Raw genomic sequence first — 17,559 nt, 5'->3', positions numbered from 1 at the left:
CTCGGTCTCCACCTCAGCATCGGCCTCGGTCTCCACCTCAGCGTCCGCCTCGGTCTCCACCTCGACCTCGTCCCCGTCGTCCGGGTAGATGCCGCCTTCCGGAACTTCGACCCAGACATCGTCGAAGCTCATCATCTGAGCGGTGCCGTCGAAGAGCTCGGTCTGCGTCGGCTGGAGATCCTGGGTCGGCATCATGCCCGAAAGCGAGTCCTCGAGCAGGCTCGGCAAGAACACGCTGAAGTCGAGCTCGATACCACCGAAGCTGAACCGGGCGGACGTGCCGTCCTCGGCGACCTCTTCGTCGAAGGTGTCAGCGAAGGTGGCCCGCACCGAAACGAGGGGGTCCTCGTCGGACGGGAGGTTGATCTCCTCGCTGGCGTTCAGGTTCAGCTCGACACCGCAGTGGTCACCGAGCTCGGGAAGGCCAGTCGAGCACGGAACGTAGAGCGCCAGCAGGGGAATCTGGGGTTCGGTGCCCTCTTCGCCACCGTCGATCCGGGCACCGCCCGGCTCGCCGTTGGCGTATGCACGGATGCGCGCCGTCTGATCTTCCTCGCTTCCGCCAGGAACGATGCCAATCGAGATGCCACCGTTCTCGACGCCGCCGAAGAAGTCGGTCGCCGCGAACTCACCGGAAATCTCGGAGTAGGCGGCGAGGCTTCCATCCTCCTTGACCTCGGTGCCACCCGTGGTCTGGATTTCGCCGCCCTCGAAGCTAGCCAGCGAGCCCTCGAACGGGAGATCGATCAGGCCCCCGGTGTCGAGGACGTTCTCCAGATCGAGGAAGCTCAGGTCGATCGTGGACGCGTCGGTCCACGCCAGCTCGCCATCAACACCAGGCGCGATGAACTCATCGTCCCAGTTCGCCTTGACCATCCCGTTGATCAACCGGATGGAGCCGAGCGCACCGAGATCGACTTCTTCACCAGGCGTCGCCTCCGGCTCGTCCTGCTGCGGTGGCGCGCTCTGCTCGGCCTCGTAGAAGTCTTCCGGGCCGATGCCCAGGCCCTCGACCTGGGCCAGCGCGGCGTACGCGTAGCTGTTCACGTTGTCGCCACGCTCTTCGGGCAGGCCGTCGGAGTCGACGTCGGTATCCATCGCTCCGACTCGGACCTGGCCGTTCAGGTCTTCGATGTCGATGAGCGAGTCGTCGCCCAGGAGCGAAACACCGACTTTGAAGTAGGAGCCCGTCGCACCCTGGTTGAAACTACCCATGCCCTCTTCGTCGGGCGGTGCGGCAGCAACGTTCACCAACGATGCGCCGACCGCGCAGGCGGATGCAGCGGTGGTCGCTACCACGACCCGGGCCGCACGCCTCCCCTGCGTCTTAGTTCTTGTCATTCAGTTTCTCCCCTAGCTGTCTTTGATCCCCATCACAGATGGCACGACTTGACATTACAAGATCAGTGATCGCGTGGAGATCTCTTCAGTCGAGATTCGACCATTAAGGTACAGGCTCAAGGCCTAGCCAGCATCACGTGTGCGAGAAAAAGCTTCGATCAATAATCCGAGAAAAAACTCATACTCTGCGGACTACTACATCTCGGCGCAGATTCTGAATAGTCACCACGAATTCGGACATTCACCCATGCTCAATCAGGACATCGTGTGGCATACCAACCACGGCACGAGGGGCGAGATCCAAACATCTCCCCATCGTCCGTTATACATTTGTTATCGCTCCCGCGTGTCCGCTGCCGCCCGCCCGGCGTGACGGTGGCCGAGCACCTCCGTCACCGGCCTGTGCCGAAACTAGAAGAACACCCGGCTCGCCCGCTTCGTCGCGATGACCAATCGGCGCCACCTCGTCCCGGCACGACTGCCACCGACACCCGGAACGTGATCGCCGGGACGACGTGACTTGATCACTCGGGCCGGGATTCCTGCAGCGACGGCACGATCCGGCAACGTTCCCCGCACGACCGAATTCGCCCCAATCACACACCCATGTCCGATCATTGACCCGCGCAAAACAGTTGACTTGACTCCGAGCCAAGAATCCGGTCCAATCCGTACCGGTGACTTGACGATTCCCTGATCTTTGATCGGCACTTCGAGATCATCGAATCGGTGATCGAAGTCCGCGATGTACACCCAGTCAGCCACCAGCGTGCGCCCACCGATCTCCACGTCGAGGTAGCAGATGACCGTGTCATGCCGGCCGAAGACCGTCTTGTCGCCGACGCGCAGCGTGCCCTCGTGCGCGCGCACCTGGGTCCCGTCGCCGACGTGCACCCACCTGCCCAGGATCACCCGGCCGTATCCACGGCGCCCGACGACCTTGGCTCCGCGCCCGAGAAACACCATCCCCTCGGTCACGACTTCGGGGTGCAAGAGGCGCAAGCGCAGCAGGCGCGCGTAACGGATGAGGTACGACGGCGTCCACGCCCGATGACGGACCACCCAGCGCAGATTCTCCAGTGTGACGAAACGGGCCTGCCTCGGATCACGTCGCCGGAACACGACACGACCGTAGCCCACCTGCTCCACGATGGTGACGCGCCGAGCCCCACATACCCGCACTTCGATACTCAAACATGCATCTGTGCCTCGAATTCGTGGCTCTTCCGCATGTCTCGGTATCGAGGTCGGACCAGGAGGGTCGACGTGCTCCCGTCACGGCCGTGTCGCGGTCACCGACACGTTGTAGAAGAGCTCATCGGGAACCACGCGAGACAGCACCCGGTCTACGGCCGACAACCGCTGCCACGTCCGGTAGGCGAACATCGACCATCCCCAGCCCAGCCGTTCGGGATTGACGGCGTACTCGAACGTCCGGATCGGCCATCCGAACCACGCCGCCGTCAGCTCCTCCGTGACCGTGCGCACCCGCGTTCCGCCGGCGCGGCGCACGATGGCCGCGAGCTCGTCCGGGTCGAAGGTGTGCAGGTCCACCACCGACTCGAGAGCCGCCGCGCGCGATGATTCGTCGAGCTCGTCCCCGGGCCGTGCCCATGCATCCCGGAGAGGCGGCAGCCGGGTGATCCGCGTGGCAGCCCACCACGTCGCCCGCGACAGCGCCCGCGCGATGCGGTCTCCGTAGACCGTGGGTTCGCCACAGATGACGACGCGCCCACCCGGGCGCAACACTCGGAGCATCTCCCGGAACGCCCCTTCGACGTCCGGAATGTGGTGAATGATGGCGTGGCCGACCACGACGTCGAATGTCGCGTCGGCGAACGGCAGCTCCTCGGCGTCGGCTACACGTCCATCGATCTCGAAGCCCAGCAGGCGCGCATTGCGTACCGCCGCATCCACCATGCCCGGTGAGATGTCGGTGACGTGAACGTCGCCCAGGATGCCTGCCTGTTTGAGGTTCAGCGAGAAGAAGCCGGTGCCCGCCCCGACCTCCAGCGCGGCCTGGTACCGGGCGTGGCGGCCCCCGCGCTCGTCGGGAGCGGTGCTGGCGTCAAACCCTGCGCCGCCGGGCTCCGCCTGGCCGGCCACCGCCTCGAAACGATCACGCGCGTAGGTGACGCAGCGATCGTCGAACGAGATCGACCACTTGTCGTCGTACGTGTCCGATTCCCAGTCGTGGTAGAGCACCTGAGCCAGTTTGGTGTCGTGCCATGCCCGCTCGACATCGTCGGGCGAGGCGGAGCCCTGGGCCATATCCTCGTTACCTCCCTCTCGCACAATCGTCACGCACCATGGCCGACGAGCCGGCCCCGCGACTCGCTCGCCGCGCGGCGCCACGAATCCCGTGCGTACCCGGCAGCATGCCCTACCGGACATGTCCCCTGACAGAATGCCCCCGTGACGGAAGCGACAACTCCGACGATTCCACAACCGCAGCAGACGGTGCCCAGGCCGGGTAGCTGGAACCCGCTGGGTGCGACGTACGCGAACGGTGCCACCAACATCGCGCTCTGGGCGCCCGATGCCGAGCAGGTGGAGCTGTGCCTGTTCGACGAGGACGACGAAGAGACCAGGATCCCGTTGCTGGACCGCACGTTCGACATCTGGCACGGCGAGTTCCCCGACGTCGGACCGGGCCAGCGCTACGGGTTCCGGGTACACGGGCCGTGGGATCCGCCGCAGGGCTTGCGTTTCAATCCGGCCAAGCTCCTCATGGACCCGTACGCCCGCGCCCTGGATGGCGAATTCGCCGTAGGCGGTGCCGAGGGCGATCCGGACCACCGAGATGACCACGATTCCGCACCCTACGTGCCTCGTTCCGTCGTCGTCGGCGACGATGGTTTCGACTGGGACGGCGATGCTCCTCCCCAGGTTCCGTGGGAGAACACCATCGTCTACGAGCTGCACGTCCGCGGGTTCACGATGCGCCACCCGGACGTCCCCGAGGATCTGCGCGGCACCTATGCCGGGCTCGCGCACCCATCCGTGATCGACCACCTCCTCGGCCTGGGCGTCACGGCCGTCGAGCTGCTGCCAGTACACCACTTCGTCAGCGAGCCGCACCTGCTCAATCAGGGCAGCGCGAACTACTGGGGCTACAACACGCTCGGCTTCTTCGCCCCGCACGCGGGCTACAGCTCAAACGGAACTCGGGGCGAGCAAGTCACCGAGTTCAAGGCCATGGTCAAGGCGCTGCACGACGCCGGCCTGGAGGTGATTCTCGATGTCGTGTACAACCACACGGCCGAGCAAGGTCCCGGCGGTCCCACCCTGTGCTTTCGTGGCATCGACAACCGCGCCTACTACCGGCTCGATCCGGACGATCCGGCACGCTATCTGGACTACACGGGCACGGGCAACACGTTCGATGTGAGCCACCCACACGCGTTGCGCCTGGTCATGGATTCGCTGCGGTACTGGGTCACCGAGATGCACGTCGACGGCTTCCGGTTCGACCTCGCTTCGGCGCTGGCCCGGTCGATGCACGACGTCGACATGCTCAGCGCGTTCATGACGGTGATCGAGCAGGACCCGGTACTGCGCGAGGTCAAGCTCATCGCCGAGCCCTGGGACGTCGGTCCCGGCGGGTATCAGGTGGGCGAGTTCCCGCACTTGTGGACCGAGTGGAACGACCGTTTCCGCAACACCGTGCGTGACTACTGGCGCGGGCAGGCCGGTGGTGTCCAGGACCTCGCGTTCCGCCTGGCCGGCTCCTCCGACCTCTACGCCGACGACGGCCGCCGTCCATACGCGTCGATCAACTTCGTCACGGCGCACGACGGATTCACGCTACGGGATTTGGTGTCGCACAACGAGAAGCACAACGACGCCAACGGCGAGGACAACCGCGACGGCTCCGACGACAATCGTTCCTGGAATCACGGTGCCGAAGGGATCAGCGGCGACGACGACCCGGACATCCGCGGTTTGCGCCGACGCCAGATGCGCAACCTCATGACCACACTGCTGCTGTCCACCGGCGTACCGATGATCACCGCCGGCGACGAGATGGGGCGCACCCAGTACGGCAACAACAACGCCTACTGTCTCGACAACGAGACCACGTGGGTGGACTGGTCACTGCGCGACGAGTTCGCCGAGCAGCACGAGCTGGTGCAGCACCTGCTGGAGCTGCGCCGCACGCATCCGGTGTTCCGGCAGCGGCGGTTCTTCGAGGGACGCCCGATCTACCCGGGCGGGCGCAAGGACATCGCCTGGTTCACGCCCGGTGGAACGGAGATGACCAGCGACGACTGGTACGACGACGCTCGCGTGACGCTCGGCATGTTCCTCAGCGGCGACGGTATCCGTACCCGGGGTCGGTACGGCGAACGGATCATCGACGACTCGTTCTTGCTCTGGCTGCATGCGGGGGCCAGGCCCGTCGACGTCTGCCTGCCGGGGGCGCCGTGGGCGGCTCGCTACAGCGTGGAACTCGACACCGCTGAGGGGCGCAAGGCATCCGTTCATGACGCGGGTGCCACCGTCGGCCTGGAGGGACGTAGCTGTCTGCTGCTGCGGGTGCAGCGGTGACGGCGGGAGCCTCTCACCCGCCGTCTTCGGCGTCCTCCTCCTCGTCGAGCTCGTCGGCGCGTGACTCCAGCGCGTCGGCGTGATCGTTGAGGTCATCCGCTAGCGTTTCCAGGCGGCTGCGAGCATCCTCGCGGCTCTCGTAGAAGTCATCCGCCGCGGGGCCGTCCCACACCTCCTCGGACCGCGGATGGTCACTGATCAACGTGTCGATCTCCGAGTTCAGGTCTCCCGCGTAACCGCGCAGCTTACCCGCTGCTTCCCGAAGCCGTTCTTGGTCGCTCACGAACCCCCATTATGGTATATCCGTGGCCGCGATTGACCCAGACAAGCTCATGGAGATGAGCGCCGACACCATCGGTGCCTGCGACACGATCGCCGAGATCGGTGGCAACGCGCAGACCGTCATCGATGATGTATCCGATCTGGTTGGTGGGGGACCCAGCGCCAAGTCCCGGGCCGAATCCATCGCCGGAGATCTCATCGAGGAAGCCGGGCGGGCGCAGGGCAAGGCCATCGACTACGTGACCAACCAGAAGCCCATCGATGACCTGTCCCAGCTGGCGATGTTCGAGTACTGGTTGCCGAACCTGGAGAATCTCGGCGATCCGTTCTCCAACGAGACCGGAGCGTTCACCATCGGTCTGCCGGCAGGGCTCATGGAACGCTACGGCAGGGGTTACTACGTCGCCGCCCCGAACACGCCCGTGCCGCTGACGTCGAACGTCCGGAGCGGGCTGCCGTCGGCGGGCACCGTCAACGGAACCTCCGTGGTGCAGCGCCCGAGCGGGTTGCTGATCCCGAAGAATGTCGCCGACGACATGGCCCTTCGCAACGTGGCCACACCGCCCGCCGGGTACGGTGACGACGCGCGGCGCGCCGGCCGCTTCCGCAACACCCCGATCCGCCCGCCGGGGTGGGCCAAGTGGGGCGCACGCGGGCTGACCGTCGTCGGCACCGGGCTCACGGCCTATGACAACTACACGGGCCAATGGGAACAGGACCAGCGCTACCACCCGGACATGGCCACCGATGATCGCGTCTCCCGGGCCACCGGCGCCGCGACGGTCACCGCTGGAGGTGCCGCCGCCGGAGCGTGGGTCGGAGCGAAGGGTGGCGCTGCCATCGGCGGCGCCTTCGGTAGCCTCTTCGGTCCCGGCCCCGGAACGGCGATCGGCGCGGCCGTCGGCGGAGTCATCGGCGGTGTCGCCGGCGCATGGGCGGGCAGCCAGGCCGGTTCGGCGGTCCGGGAGTACGGAGCGAAAGCCGGACAGGCGATCAAGGACGTCGGCAAGGGTATCGGCGATGCCGTGGCGAGCGGCTGGAACTCGCTGTTCGGCTGAGTGCCACCGGAGGAGAGGCCATGGCGAACAACCCGCCCGTACACGAGGAAGTGAGCTGAAACGTGGGAGACGCGACGGCCGGGCTGCTCATCGCCATGCTGTTCGCCGTGGCACTGGGCATGCCCGGGCTCGGGGCCTACCGGGGGCGCTACCGCTCCTGGATCTACCGCGGGCTCGGCATGCGATACGGGGCGTTCGCGGTCGGATGGATCGCCCTGGGCCTGCTCGTGTTGCTCGCGGGCATTCCACTGCAGGAAGCTTCCGATGACGGTGCGAACTCGGCCGGCACGGCACTCGGGGCCACCGGCCTCGTCGCGGTGGTCCTCGGCCTCCTGTTCTTCTTCTGGATGCCGCCCCAGCTCGTACCCCGGTGGCGGCGCGCGTTGCTGGCGAATTCGAAGCTCTACCGCGCCGGAGATCGGAACGCCCGGCTCCGGGCCGACACGACTCGCCTGGATGACGGGCGCACCGTGGTCACCTGGCGCCGGCCGGCGCCCGTGACGGACAGCGAGTGGAACGCCCTGGCCATGACGGGCATGCACGTCCGGCCGCGGCTGCGGCTACCAGCCCGGATCCAGGGGCCCTTACCGGACCGCGAGACCGGCCTGACAGCGGCACTGCCCGAGCCGATCCGTGGGGAACTTCTCGTCGACGCCGGCACCATCGTGTTCGTCCAGGCACCTGCAGAAGACGCGCGCCACCGCGACAACTGGTTCGTGGTGATTCCCCACCAAATCCACCCGGAGGACATCGAAAGTGGACCAGACGGGACGACGTTGACGGTGCGGGTCGGTACTGTACCCGGTGCTGGCCCGATCGAGATCGTCGTCGAGAGCGCTGACCCCCAGCAGCTTCGTGACGCGCTCGGCAAGGCCCAGCGCCCACGCCGGCTACGCCACACCATTGACGGTCAATGGAGACGAACAGATTGGACAACCGCGACATGAGCTCGGATGACCTGGGGGAATGGTACGATCCCCGCGCTTTCCGGGAAGCCAGTGACTGGAAGAGCACCGGCATTCCCGCGATCGGCCTGGAGGTTCTCGTCCCGGACGGCTGGTGGGTGCATACCGATCCGGAGGCGCCAGCGATCATCACGATGATATGCCCGCCCGGAGATCGGCCAGGGGATTTTCACCCGACCATCGCTCTCACCGTCGAGCACCCGCCAGACGGGCTGAGCGGCATCCGGGAGTACACCCGTGAACTCGTCGCCGGAATCCGGGCCACCCTGACGGACGCGCACGTTCTGGCGATCGACCCGCTCTGGGTCGGCGGCTTCGAGGGCCGCCGGGTCGTGACCGGCTATCGGGACGGCACATACACGCTGGTGGCACAGCAGTATTGGGCGATCGCCGACACCGGCGTCGCTACGGTGTTCACCGGAACCAGCTCGCTCGAACAGTATCTGTGGGCAAGCGACATCTTCGCGCACTCCGCGGCCGGCCTCACCCTGGCATCCAGCCTCGTTCGCGACGGGGAGGCGGTGTGACATGAAGCCACCCCATCGCTCTCCCCTGGATCTGGACCACGAGGAACAACAGGCGCGGCTCGCCGAGCTACGTGCGCGATTCGATCACAACACCGGGCGGCTGTGGCTCACCCCCGACGGCCTGAAACTCTGGCTCGACGCATCGGTAGAGACGCATCCGCTGTCGCGGCTGGACGCCTCGTCACGAACCGAAGCCGAGCGGCTACACGCGCACGGCCTGCTCACCGAGGACGGGGATGTCCCCGAGAACGCCCGTCCCGCCGTCGAGGCAGTCCGCAACGCGCTGTGCACGTTCGACATCGAGGCCGCAGTCGGGCCCGCTCCCCGGCACTTTCGCGCGTGGATCGGGCACGAGTGCGCCGTGTTGTTCCGCAGCGATCCGCCGTGGGCCGGCGTCGAACCGACCGCCGAAGCCATGGCATCGCACCAGACCCCGCCCGGTCAGCGGCGCGAGCTGAGGATCGTGCCGCGCGACTGGCCACCCGTCGCCGCCGCTCGCTGGGTGATGCTCACCCCCCGGCGCGTCTTCGAACCCCTCACTCTCACCGTGCCGGCGGAGCTCTTTCACCGCCGGTTGGTCGATCACACCACGCCGCCACCGGACGACGCCCATCCCCGGCTGGTGGAGATCTGGAACGAGCCCATGTTCACCTGGGGCCTCACGGTCAGCCCCACCACCGACACCGTGCTGGTGCTGGACGCGGGAAACGCAGGTCACCGCCAGGTCGTGGCCGACGGCGAGCAGGTCGTCCTGCACGCGCTGCCTTCCCTCGCGCTGTGGAACGGGATCGTCGACATGCTGGAGCGCGCCCTCAACTAGTGGGGCAGGGTCGCCATACCCAGCTCGGAGCCATTACCGAGAAGCTCGTGCCTGGGCACGATCCGCACGGTGTATCCGAAGGCTCCCGTCTGGTCGAGCATCACGTCCCCGTCGAAGCGGTGCCGTCCCGGCTCGTAGCTTTCCGTGACGGTCAGCGACGTCACATGCGGATCACGCAGCTCGTCCGACTCGTCGACGCGGCCATGCAACACCTGAACGTCGACGTCGTCCGGGGTGAGCGACCCGAGAAACACGAAGACCCGCAGCCGCAGCGACTCGCCCAGCTCGAACACGCCCGTGGTGTCGCTTTCCACGTGCTCGATCACCACCTCGTGCCAGACGGAGCGGACGTGCTGCTTCCACCGCGCCAGCTCCACGGCACCGTCGTAGTCGGAATTGAGCTGGTGACCCGCCCGGGCGGCGGGACGGTAGAGCTGCTCCACGTACTCGCGCACCATTCGCGTCGCCTGGACCTTGGGACCGAGCGACGTCAGCGTGTGCCGCATCAACTCCACCCAGCGGCTGGGCACGCCGTCGCGGTTCACATCGTAGAAGCGCGGCGCGACCTCGTTCTCGATCAGGTCGTAGAGCGCCGCAGCCTCCAGGTCGTCGCGGTGGTCGGTGTTCTCCACGCCCTGGGCGGACGGAATGGCCCAGCCGTTTTCGCCGTCGAACCATTCATCCCACCAGCCGTCCCGGATCGACAGGTTGAGCGCGCCGTTGAGCGCGGCCTTCATGCCCGACGTCCCGCACGCTTCGTAGGGCCGCAGCGGGTTGTTCAGCCACACGTCGCATCCCGGGTAGAGCGGCAGCGCCATCGCCATGTCGTAGTTGGGCAAAAAGACGATCCGGTGCCGCACCTCGGGGTCGTCGGCGAACCGCACCATCTCCTGGATGAGCCGTTTGCCCCCATCGTCGGCCGGATGTGCCTTGCCGGCGATGACGAGCTGGATCGGGCGCTCGGGATGCAGCAGCAACGACTTCAGCCGGTCCGGATCGCGCAACATCAGCGTGAGGCGCTTGTACGACGGCACCCGGCGTGCGAAGCCGATGGTGAGGACGTCCGGATCGAGCGCGTCGTCGATCCAGCCGAGTTCCGCCTCGGTGGCACCTCGCTGCCGCCAGGATGCGCGCAGCCGGGCGCGAGCGTCCTCGACCAGGCGCTGGCGCAGCAACCGCTTCGTCGACCAGATCTGATCGTCGGGGATCCGCGCGACGATACTCTCCCAGTCTCCCGAGGTCAGAGCCGTCGCGTCGGATCCATTCTGCTCGCCGAGCGTCATCACCTCCGGCGCCACCCAGGTCGGTGAATGCACACCGTTGGTGACGGCCGCGATGGGGACCTCCTTGTCGTCGAACGCGGGCCACAACCCGGAGAACATCTCCCGGCTGACCTGGCCGTGCAGCTGGCTGACGCCGTTGGCGCGCTGGGCCAGCCGCAACCCCATGACGGCCATGTTGAACACGCCCGGATCGCCACCCTCGTAGTCTTCGGACCCCAGCGCGAGGATGCGCTCGACCGGCACGCCACGGCTGGCGTTGTCACCCCCGAAGTACTGTTCGATCAGCTCCCTGGGAAACCGGTCAATGCCCGCCGGAACCGGGGTGTGTGTCGTGAAGACCGTGCCGGATCGGGTGGCTTCCATGGCAGCGTCGAACTCGACGCCGGCCTCTTCCGTCAGTTCGCGGATGCGCTCCAGGCCCAGGAATCCGGCGTGGCCCTCGTTCGTGTGGAAGACCTCGGGAGCCGGCGCACCGGTGACTCTGCTGTACACGCGCAGGGCCCGCACGCCGCCAATACCCAGCAACATTTCCTGTAGCAGCCGGTGCTCGCCGGTGCCGCCGTAGAGCCGGTCGGTCACCTCCCGCTCCGCCGTACCGTTCTCCTCCACGTTGGAGTCAAGCAACAGCAGCGGGACGCGCCCCACGTGCACGAGCCAGATCGCCGCCGCCAAGGTACGTCCGCCCGGCATGCCGATCCGCACCCGTGCCGCCGTACCGTCGGCCTCGCGCAGCAACGTCAGGGGGAGGTTGTCCGGATCGGAGATCGGGTAGCGCTCCTGCTGCCAGCCCTCACGCGAGAGCGACTGGACGAAGTAGCCGTACCGGTAGAGCAAGCCGACGCCGACGATCGGCACGCCGAGATCGCTGGCGGCTTTGAGGTGATCGCCGGCAAGGATGCCGAGCCCGCCCGAATATTGCGGCAACACGTGGGTGATACCGAATTCGGGCGAGAAGTAGGCGATAGCCGCCGGCAGCTCGCCGTCGTTTTCCTGGTACCAGCGCGGTTCGGTGAGATAGCGCTGCAGGTCCTCGTGCAGTGAACGGACCCGATCGAGAAACTTCGGATCGTCTGCCAGCTCCTGGAGCCGCTCCGGGGGCACTTCTCCCAGCAGTCGTACCGGGTCATGGTGGACCTGCTCCCACACGCGTGGTTCCACAGCCGCGAACAGCTCGCGGGTGGGCTGGTGCCACGACCAGCGCAGGTTTGTCATCAGCTCGCCCAGCGGAGCCAGTGGCTCGGGCAGCACGGTCCGCACGGTCAGCCGTCGTATTGCTCGCACGACGGGCTACGTTAGTCGGTTCCGCGCGACAAACAAATGTGGACCCGATCCGTGAGATGGCGATCGCCCGAAAGAGCCAGTCCTTGCCCGGGCCTTCATGTGGTCGTTGCTCGGGCCTTCATCCAGTTCATCTCGCCCCTGGCCACACATCCGAGATGATCATGCATAATGTCCCCGATCATCGCACTGCACGGGCGGTATCCCGGGGCCACGCCGAAAGCCGCATCGGTGCACTGAGAACATCGAGAACTGGGTAGCGTTGACCCTGATGACTGGACGTATCCCGATCTTGGATGTCGCCCCACACATCGAATGTGGGCGATACCCCGCGAAAGCCGTGGTCGGCGAGACATTCGAGGTCTCGGCCACGGTGTTTCGCGAGGGGCACGACGCCGTCGCGGCGAGCGCCGTGCTGAAGGATCCGGCGGGGAAGGCACGTCAGTGCGTGCACATGACGCGTACCGGGCCGCCGCACCTGGATCGCTGGCGTGCCGAGTTGACGCCGGATGCGCCGGGCGATTGGTCGTTCACCATCGAGGGATGGGGCGACCCGTTTTCCAGCTGGCGGCACGCGGCCGAGATCAAGATCGAGACTGGGACCGATGTCGAGCTGATGCTCACCGAAGGAGCACTCCTGCTGGAGCGGGCTGCCACGAACCTGCCCCGCGGCCGGACGGACGAGCGGAGTCACCTGCGCACCGCCGCACGCGCCGTCCGCGATACCAGCCGCCCACCGGAGGTGCGGCTCGCGTCCGCGCTCGATTCCACGGTCCTCCAGATCCTCGCTGCGGACCCGCTGCGGGATCACGTCACCGAAGCCGGCCCGTTCCCGCTACTCGTCGAGCGGGAACGGGCGCTCTACGGAGCGTGGTACGAATTCTTCCCGCGCTCCGAGGGCGCCGTACGCCACGAGGACGGTTCATGGACGTCGGGAACGTTCACATCGGCCGCCAAGCGCTTGCCCGCCATCGCGGACATGGGATTCGACGTCGTCTATCTGCCTCCGATCCATCCGATCGGCACCACGTTCCGCAAGGGACCGAACAACACCCTCACCGCCGGTCCGAACGACCCCGGCGTGCCGTGGGCCATCGGCTCATCGGAGGGCGGCCACGACGCCGTGCACCCCGATCTCGGGGACCTGGACGATTTCGCCGGCTTCGTCGCACGCGCCCGGGAGCTGGGACTCGAAGTCGCTCTCGATCTGGCCCTGCAAGCCTCTCCGGATCACCCGTGGGTCACCGAACATCCGGAGTGGTTCACCACGCGCGCCGACGGCACCATCGCCTACGCCGAGAACCCGCCCAAGAAGTACCAGGACATCTACCCGCTGAACTTCGACAACGATCCGGAGGGCATCTACGCCGAGGTGCGCCGGGTGGTCCGGCATTGGATGGGCTCCGGCGTGCGCATCTTCCGGGTCGACAACCCGCACACCAAGCCGGTGAACTTCTGGCACCGCCTGCTCGCGGACATCCGCCGAACCGATCCGGACGTGATCTTCCTGTCCGAAGCGTTCACGCGGCACGACATGATGCACACCCTCGCCAAAATCGGTTTTCAGCAGTCCTACACGTACTTCACGTGGAAGAATGCCAAGGACGAGCTGGTCGAATACCTGACCGAGCTGCGCGACGCGGCGCACTACATGCGCCCCAACCTGTTCGTGAACACGCCGGACATCCTGCATGCCTACCTGCAGTACGGAGGGCCGGCAGCATTCAAGGTACGCGCCACCCTCGGCGCGCTACTTTCCCCAACCTGGGGCATGTACTCTGGATTCGAGCTTTTCGAGCACGTGGCCGTGCGTCCTGGAAGCGAGGAGTATCTCGACTCCGAGAAGTACCAGTACCGGCCTCGGGACTGGGAGGCGTACGAGCCGGGGGGATCCCGCGAGGGTCAGTCGCTCGCGCCGTACATCACCCAGCTGAACGCCATCAGGCGGGCACACCCCGCCCTGCATCGGATACGCAACCTGCGTTTCCATGACATCGATAACCCTGAGATGCTGTGCTTCTCGAAGCGAGAGCGGACCGGCACCGCAGGGAAGACCACAGACGACGAAAACGACGAAGAGGACATCGTGCTGACCGTTGTCAATCTCGACCCGCACAATCCCCGTGAAGCCACGGTGTCGCTGAATATGCCCGAACTCGGCATGGATTGGCACGAACGCTTCGCCGCGCATGACGAGCTGACCGGAGCCACGTACAACTGGGGCGAGCACAATTACGTCCGTCTCGACCCCGCCGTGGAGTCCGCCCACGTGCTGACGGTCCGGCGGTGGCGCTCATGACCGATACGTTGCACGATCGGCGGCGTCTGCCCGCGAGCGGAACCGATCCGGAGTGGTTCAAGCGGGCGGTCTTCTACGAGGTCCTGGTCCGCTCGTTCAAGGACTCCAACGGCGACGGCGTGGGCGACATCCGCGGCCTGATGGAGAAGCTCGACTATCTCGAGTGGCTCGGCGTCGACTGCCTGTGGCTTCCGCCGTTCTACCCGTCGCCGCTGCGTGACGGCGGCTACGACGTCGCCGACTACAAGAATGTGTTGCCCGAGTTCGGCACGCTCGACGACTTCGTCGACTTCATCGACGAGGCCCACCAGCGGGGCATGCGGGTGATCATCGACTTCGTCATGAACCACACCAGCGATCAGCACCCGTGGTTCCAGGCGTCCCGGCACGATCCGGACGGGCCGTACGGCGATTTCTACGTCTGGGCCGACGACGACTCCGGCTATCCGGACGCGCGGATCATCTTCGTCGACACCGAGCAGTCCAACTGGACGTTCGATCCCGTGCGCAAGCAGTACTACTGGCATCGCTTCTTCAGCCACCAGCCCGATCTCAACTTCGAGAACCCGGCGGTGCAGGACGCGATCATGGACGCGCTGCGGTTCTGGCTCAACATGGGGGTCGACGGATTCCGGCTCGACGCGGTCCCCTATCTCTACGAGAAGGAAGGCACCGACTGCGAGAACCTTCCGGCCACGCACGCCTTCCTGAAGCAGATCCGCAAGGTCGTTGACGACGAGTACCCGGACACCGTGCTGCTGTGCGAGGCCAACCAGTGGCCCACCGACGTCGTCGAGTATTTCGGCGACCCCAGCGTCGGCGGCGACGAGTGTCACATGGCGTTCCACTTCCCCGTGATGCCACGCATCTTCATGGCCGTGCGGCGCGAGTCGCGCTATCCGGTCAGCGAGGTCATGGCTCAAACGCCCACCATCCCGTCGGGCTGTCAGTGGGGCGTGTTCCTGCGCAACCACGACGAACTCACCCTCGAAATGGTCAGCGACGAAGATCGCGACTACATGTGGAACGAGTACGCCAAGGACCCGCGGATGAAGGCCAACATCGGCATCCGCCGCCGCCTGGCACCACTGCTGGAGAACGACACCAACCAGATCGAGCTGTTCACCGCCCTGTTGCTGTCGCTGCCCGGCTCACCGGTGCTGTACTACGGTGACGAGATCGGCATGGGCGACAACATCTGGCTCGGAGATCGCGACGGCGTGCGCACGCCCATGCAATGGACACCGGACCGCAACGCGGGCTTCTCCACCTCGGATCCCGGCCGGCTCACGTTGCCGGTCATCATGGACGCCGTCTACGGCTACCAGGTGACGAACGTGGAAGCCCAGATGACGAATTCGTCGTCGTTGCTGCACTGGACGCGGCGCATGATCGAGGTCCGCAAGCAGAATCCCGCTTTCGGGCTGGGCGACTTCGTCGATCTCGGCGGCTCCAACCCGACGATCCTGTCGTATGTCCGGATGTTCGGCGACGACATCGTGCTGTGCGTCAACAACCTGTCGCGCTTCCCGCAACCGGTCGAGCTCGACCTGCGCCGCTACGAGGGGATGCAGCCCGTCGAGCTGCTCGGCGGCGTGCGCTTCCCGCTGATCGGGGAGCTGCCGTATCTGTTGACGATCGGCGGGCATGGCTTCTACTGGTTCCGGTTACAGGAAGTGCCGGAGGAAGGGATGCCGTGATCACCGACGAGACACCACACGACGAGACACTGGTCCAGGCTGTAGAGCTGCTCGCGGACTGGCTGCCCCACCAGCGGTGGTTTGCCGGGCGCGCGCATGTCGACGGCCTCCGGATCGCGTCCGCCACCTTGCTGCGGGCCGAGAGCCCGCGGGTGTGGCACGTTCTCGTCGAGGTTCGCCAGGGGGACGTGACCAACATCTACCAAGTTCCCCTGGCGATCCGGTCCGAGCTCGTCGACCGGCTCGAATACGTCCATCTCGGGCAAACCGACCACGGTCACGTCTACGACGCCCTCCACGACAAATCCGCAGCCGCCGAGATCCTGGCATGTTTCGCCGACGAGCATCACGCCGTCGGCGACCTCACCTTCCACCGCGAGGCCGACGCCGAGGTCCCGTTCGGCGAGGCCGCGCTGGCATTGCCCGTCGAGCAGAGCAATACATCCCTCGCGTTCAGCGACTCCGCACTCCTGAAAGTCTTCCGGCGACTGCAAGCCGGCATGAATCCCGACGTCGAGGTACACGCGGCGCTGACGCGCGCCGGCAGTGAGTACGTGGCCCCGATGCTCGCGTGGATCGAGGGCCGCTGGGCAGATGAGCACGGCGCCTCGCACCAGGCGAGCCTGGCGATGCTGCAGAAATACCTGACCACAGCCTCGGATGGGTGGGCGCTCGCGGCGGCCAGCGTGCGCGATCTCTACGCCGAGGGTGACCTGCACGCCGACGAGGTGGGCGGCGACTTCGCAGCCGAGTCGCATCGGCTCGGTGAGGCCACGGCCGAGGTGCACAAGACCATGGCCGCGGCGCTGCCGACCGGCACGTTCGACCGCACCGCGCTCGCCGAGAAGACCGACGTCATGCTGGGCCGCCTCGACCACGCGGCGACCGTGGTACCCGAGCTGGAGCCCTACCTGCCCAGCCTGCGCCGTCAGCTGGAGCGGCTGCGCTATGTGGACCATCCGGTCCCGGTCCAGCGGGTCCATGGTGACTATCACCTGGGACAGGTGCTGCGTACCGTCGTCGGGTGGAAGCTGGTCGATTTCGAGGGTGAGCCGGCACGCACGCTGGCCGAGCGCACGGCGCTCGATTCGCCGATCCGTGATGTCGCCGGGATGCTCCGCTCCTTCGACTACGCGGCCCGGTACCTGCTCATCACCGACTATGAACACAATGATCCCGCGTATGACCAGATCAGCTACCGCGCCGCAGAATGGGCGCAGCGCAACCGCGATGCCTTCTGCGACGGATACGCCACGACGGGGGCTCCGGACCCACGCCAGGATCCCGCGCTCCTGTGTGCTTACGAGATCGACAAGGCGGTCTACGAGGTCGTCTACGAGGCCCGGTATCGCCCCGCGTGGCTGCCGATCCCGCTCGCAGCCGTCGAGCGCCTCGCCGCCTCCCCCTCCCCATGATCATGAATACCTATCGACCACATGGGACTACTAGTGTTCA

At 66.3% G+C, this 17,559-nt stretch carries 13 protein-coding genes; 8 read left to right on the top strand and 5 right to left on the bottom strand.

Going from position 1 to position 17,559, the window contains the following annotated elements:
- The 3 genes from DPM12_RS22320 to DPM12_RS22310 form a co-directional block, all read right to left on the bottom strand.
- The coding region (locus DPM12_RS22320) for a hypothetical protein (protein ID WP_146751948.1) at window positions 1-1,341 on the bottom strand (1,341 nt) is incomplete at its 3' end.
- 411 nt (window positions 1,342-1,752) lie between these two features.
- Complete coding sequence (locus DPM12_RS22315; RefSeq protein WP_211659250.1) at window positions 1,753-2,463, bottom strand: acyltransferase; 711 nt, start codon at window positions 2,461-2,463, stop codon at window positions 1,753-1,755.
- 153 nt (window positions 2,464-2,616) lie between these two features.
- Complete coding sequence (locus DPM12_RS22310; RefSeq protein WP_112260552.1) at window positions 2,617-3,612, bottom strand: class I SAM-dependent methyltransferase; 996 nt, start codon at window positions 3,610-3,612, stop codon at window positions 2,617-2,619.
- Window positions 3,613-3,756: 144 nt separating this feature from the next.
- Here DPM12_RS22310 and glgX point away from each other — a divergent pair, with 144 nt between their 5' ends.
- Window positions 3,757-5,892, top strand: coding sequence for a glycogen debranching protein GlgX (glgX, locus tag DPM12_RS22305; RefSeq protein ID WP_245951343.1), 2,136 nt, complete (start codon window positions 3,757-3,759; stop codon window positions 5,890-5,892).
- Between the two features lie 13 nt (window positions 5,893-5,905).
- Here the strand turns inward: glgX and DPM12_RS22300 are convergent, their stop codons facing one another.
- Window positions 5,906-6,175 carry a WXG100 family type VII secretion target gene (locus DPM12_RS22300; protein ID WP_112260550.1) on the bottom strand — a complete coding sequence of 90 codons (270 nt, stop codon included), beginning with the start codon at window positions 6,173-6,175 and terminating at the stop codon, window positions 5,906-5,908.
- Window positions 6,176-6,197: 22 nt separating this feature from the next.
- On the opposite strand from DPM12_RS22300, the gene DPM12_RS22295 reads away from it, so the two are divergent.
- From DPM12_RS22295 to DPM12_RS22280, 4 genes are all read left to right on the top strand, one after another.
- Window positions 6,198-7,232 (top strand): hypothetical protein, encoded by a 1,035-nt coding sequence (locus DPM12_RS22295; RefSeq protein ID WP_112260549.1) that lies wholly within the window; start codon window positions 6,198-6,200, stop codon window positions 7,230-7,232.
- Between the two features lie 62 nt (window positions 7,233-7,294).
- The gene (locus tag DPM12_RS22290) at window positions 7,295-8,179 is read left to right on the top strand and encodes a hypothetical protein (RefSeq protein ID WP_112260548.1); all 885 of its coding nucleotides are present in this window, start codon (window positions 7,295-7,297) and stop codon (window positions 8,177-8,179) included.
- Window positions 8,176-8,724, top strand: a complete 549-nt coding sequence (locus DPM12_RS22285) for a hypothetical protein (protein ID WP_112260547.1) — start codon at window positions 8,176-8,178, stop codon at window positions 8,722-8,724. Before DPM12_RS22290 ends, DPM12_RS22285 begins: the two co-directional genes overlap by 4 nt.
- A gap of 1 nt (window position 8,725) precedes the next feature.
- Window positions 8,726-9,544: a hypothetical protein gene (locus tag DPM12_RS22280; RefSeq protein ID WP_112260546.1), complete on the top strand. Its 819-nt coding sequence runs from the start codon at window positions 8,726-8,728 to the stop codon at window positions 9,542-9,544.
- Here DPM12_RS22280 and glgP read toward each other — a convergent pair.
- Window positions 9,541-12,108, bottom strand: coding sequence for an alpha-glucan family phosphorylase (glgP, locus tag DPM12_RS22275; protein WP_112260545.1), 2,568 nt, complete (start codon window positions 12,106-12,108; stop codon window positions 9,541-9,543). The genes DPM12_RS22280 and glgP overlap by 4 nt on opposite strands.
- A gap of 268 nt (window positions 12,109-12,376) precedes the next feature.
- Here glgP and DPM12_RS22270 point away from each other — a divergent pair, with 268 nt between their 5' ends.
- Genes DPM12_RS22270 through DPM12_RS22260 form a run of 3 tightly spaced genes read left to right on the top strand, consistent with a single transcriptional unit; the run spans window position 12,377 to window position 17,519 of the window.
- Window positions 12,377-14,404: an alpha-1,4-glucan--maltose-1-phosphate maltosyltransferase gene (locus tag DPM12_RS22270; protein WP_112260544.1), complete on the top strand. Its 2,028-nt coding sequence runs from the start codon at window positions 12,377-12,379 to the stop codon at window positions 14,402-14,404.
- Window positions 14,401-16,104 carry a maltose alpha-D-glucosyltransferase gene (gene treS, locus DPM12_RS22265; RefSeq protein ID WP_112260554.1) on the top strand — a complete coding sequence of 568 codons (1,704 nt, stop codon included), beginning with the start codon at window positions 14,401-14,403 and terminating at the stop codon, window positions 16,102-16,104. Before DPM12_RS22270 ends, treS begins: the two co-directional genes overlap by 4 nt.
- Window positions 16,101-17,519 carry a maltokinase N-terminal cap-like domain-containing protein gene (locus DPM12_RS22260; protein ID WP_211659249.1) on the top strand — a complete coding sequence of 473 codons (1,419 nt, stop codon included), beginning with the start codon at window positions 16,101-16,103 and terminating at the stop codon, window positions 17,517-17,519. The genes treS and DPM12_RS22260 overlap by 4 nt, the downstream gene beginning before the upstream one ends.
- Window positions 17,520-17,559 lie beyond the last annotated feature (40 nt).

The organism is Phytoactinopolyspora halophila, from assembly GCF_003287285.1.
Lineage (GTDB): Bacteria > Actinomycetota > Actinomycetes > Jiangellales > Jiangellaceae > Phytoactinopolyspora_A > Phytoactinopolyspora_A halophila.
This window is presented reverse-complemented; position numbering and strand designations above follow the sequence as displayed.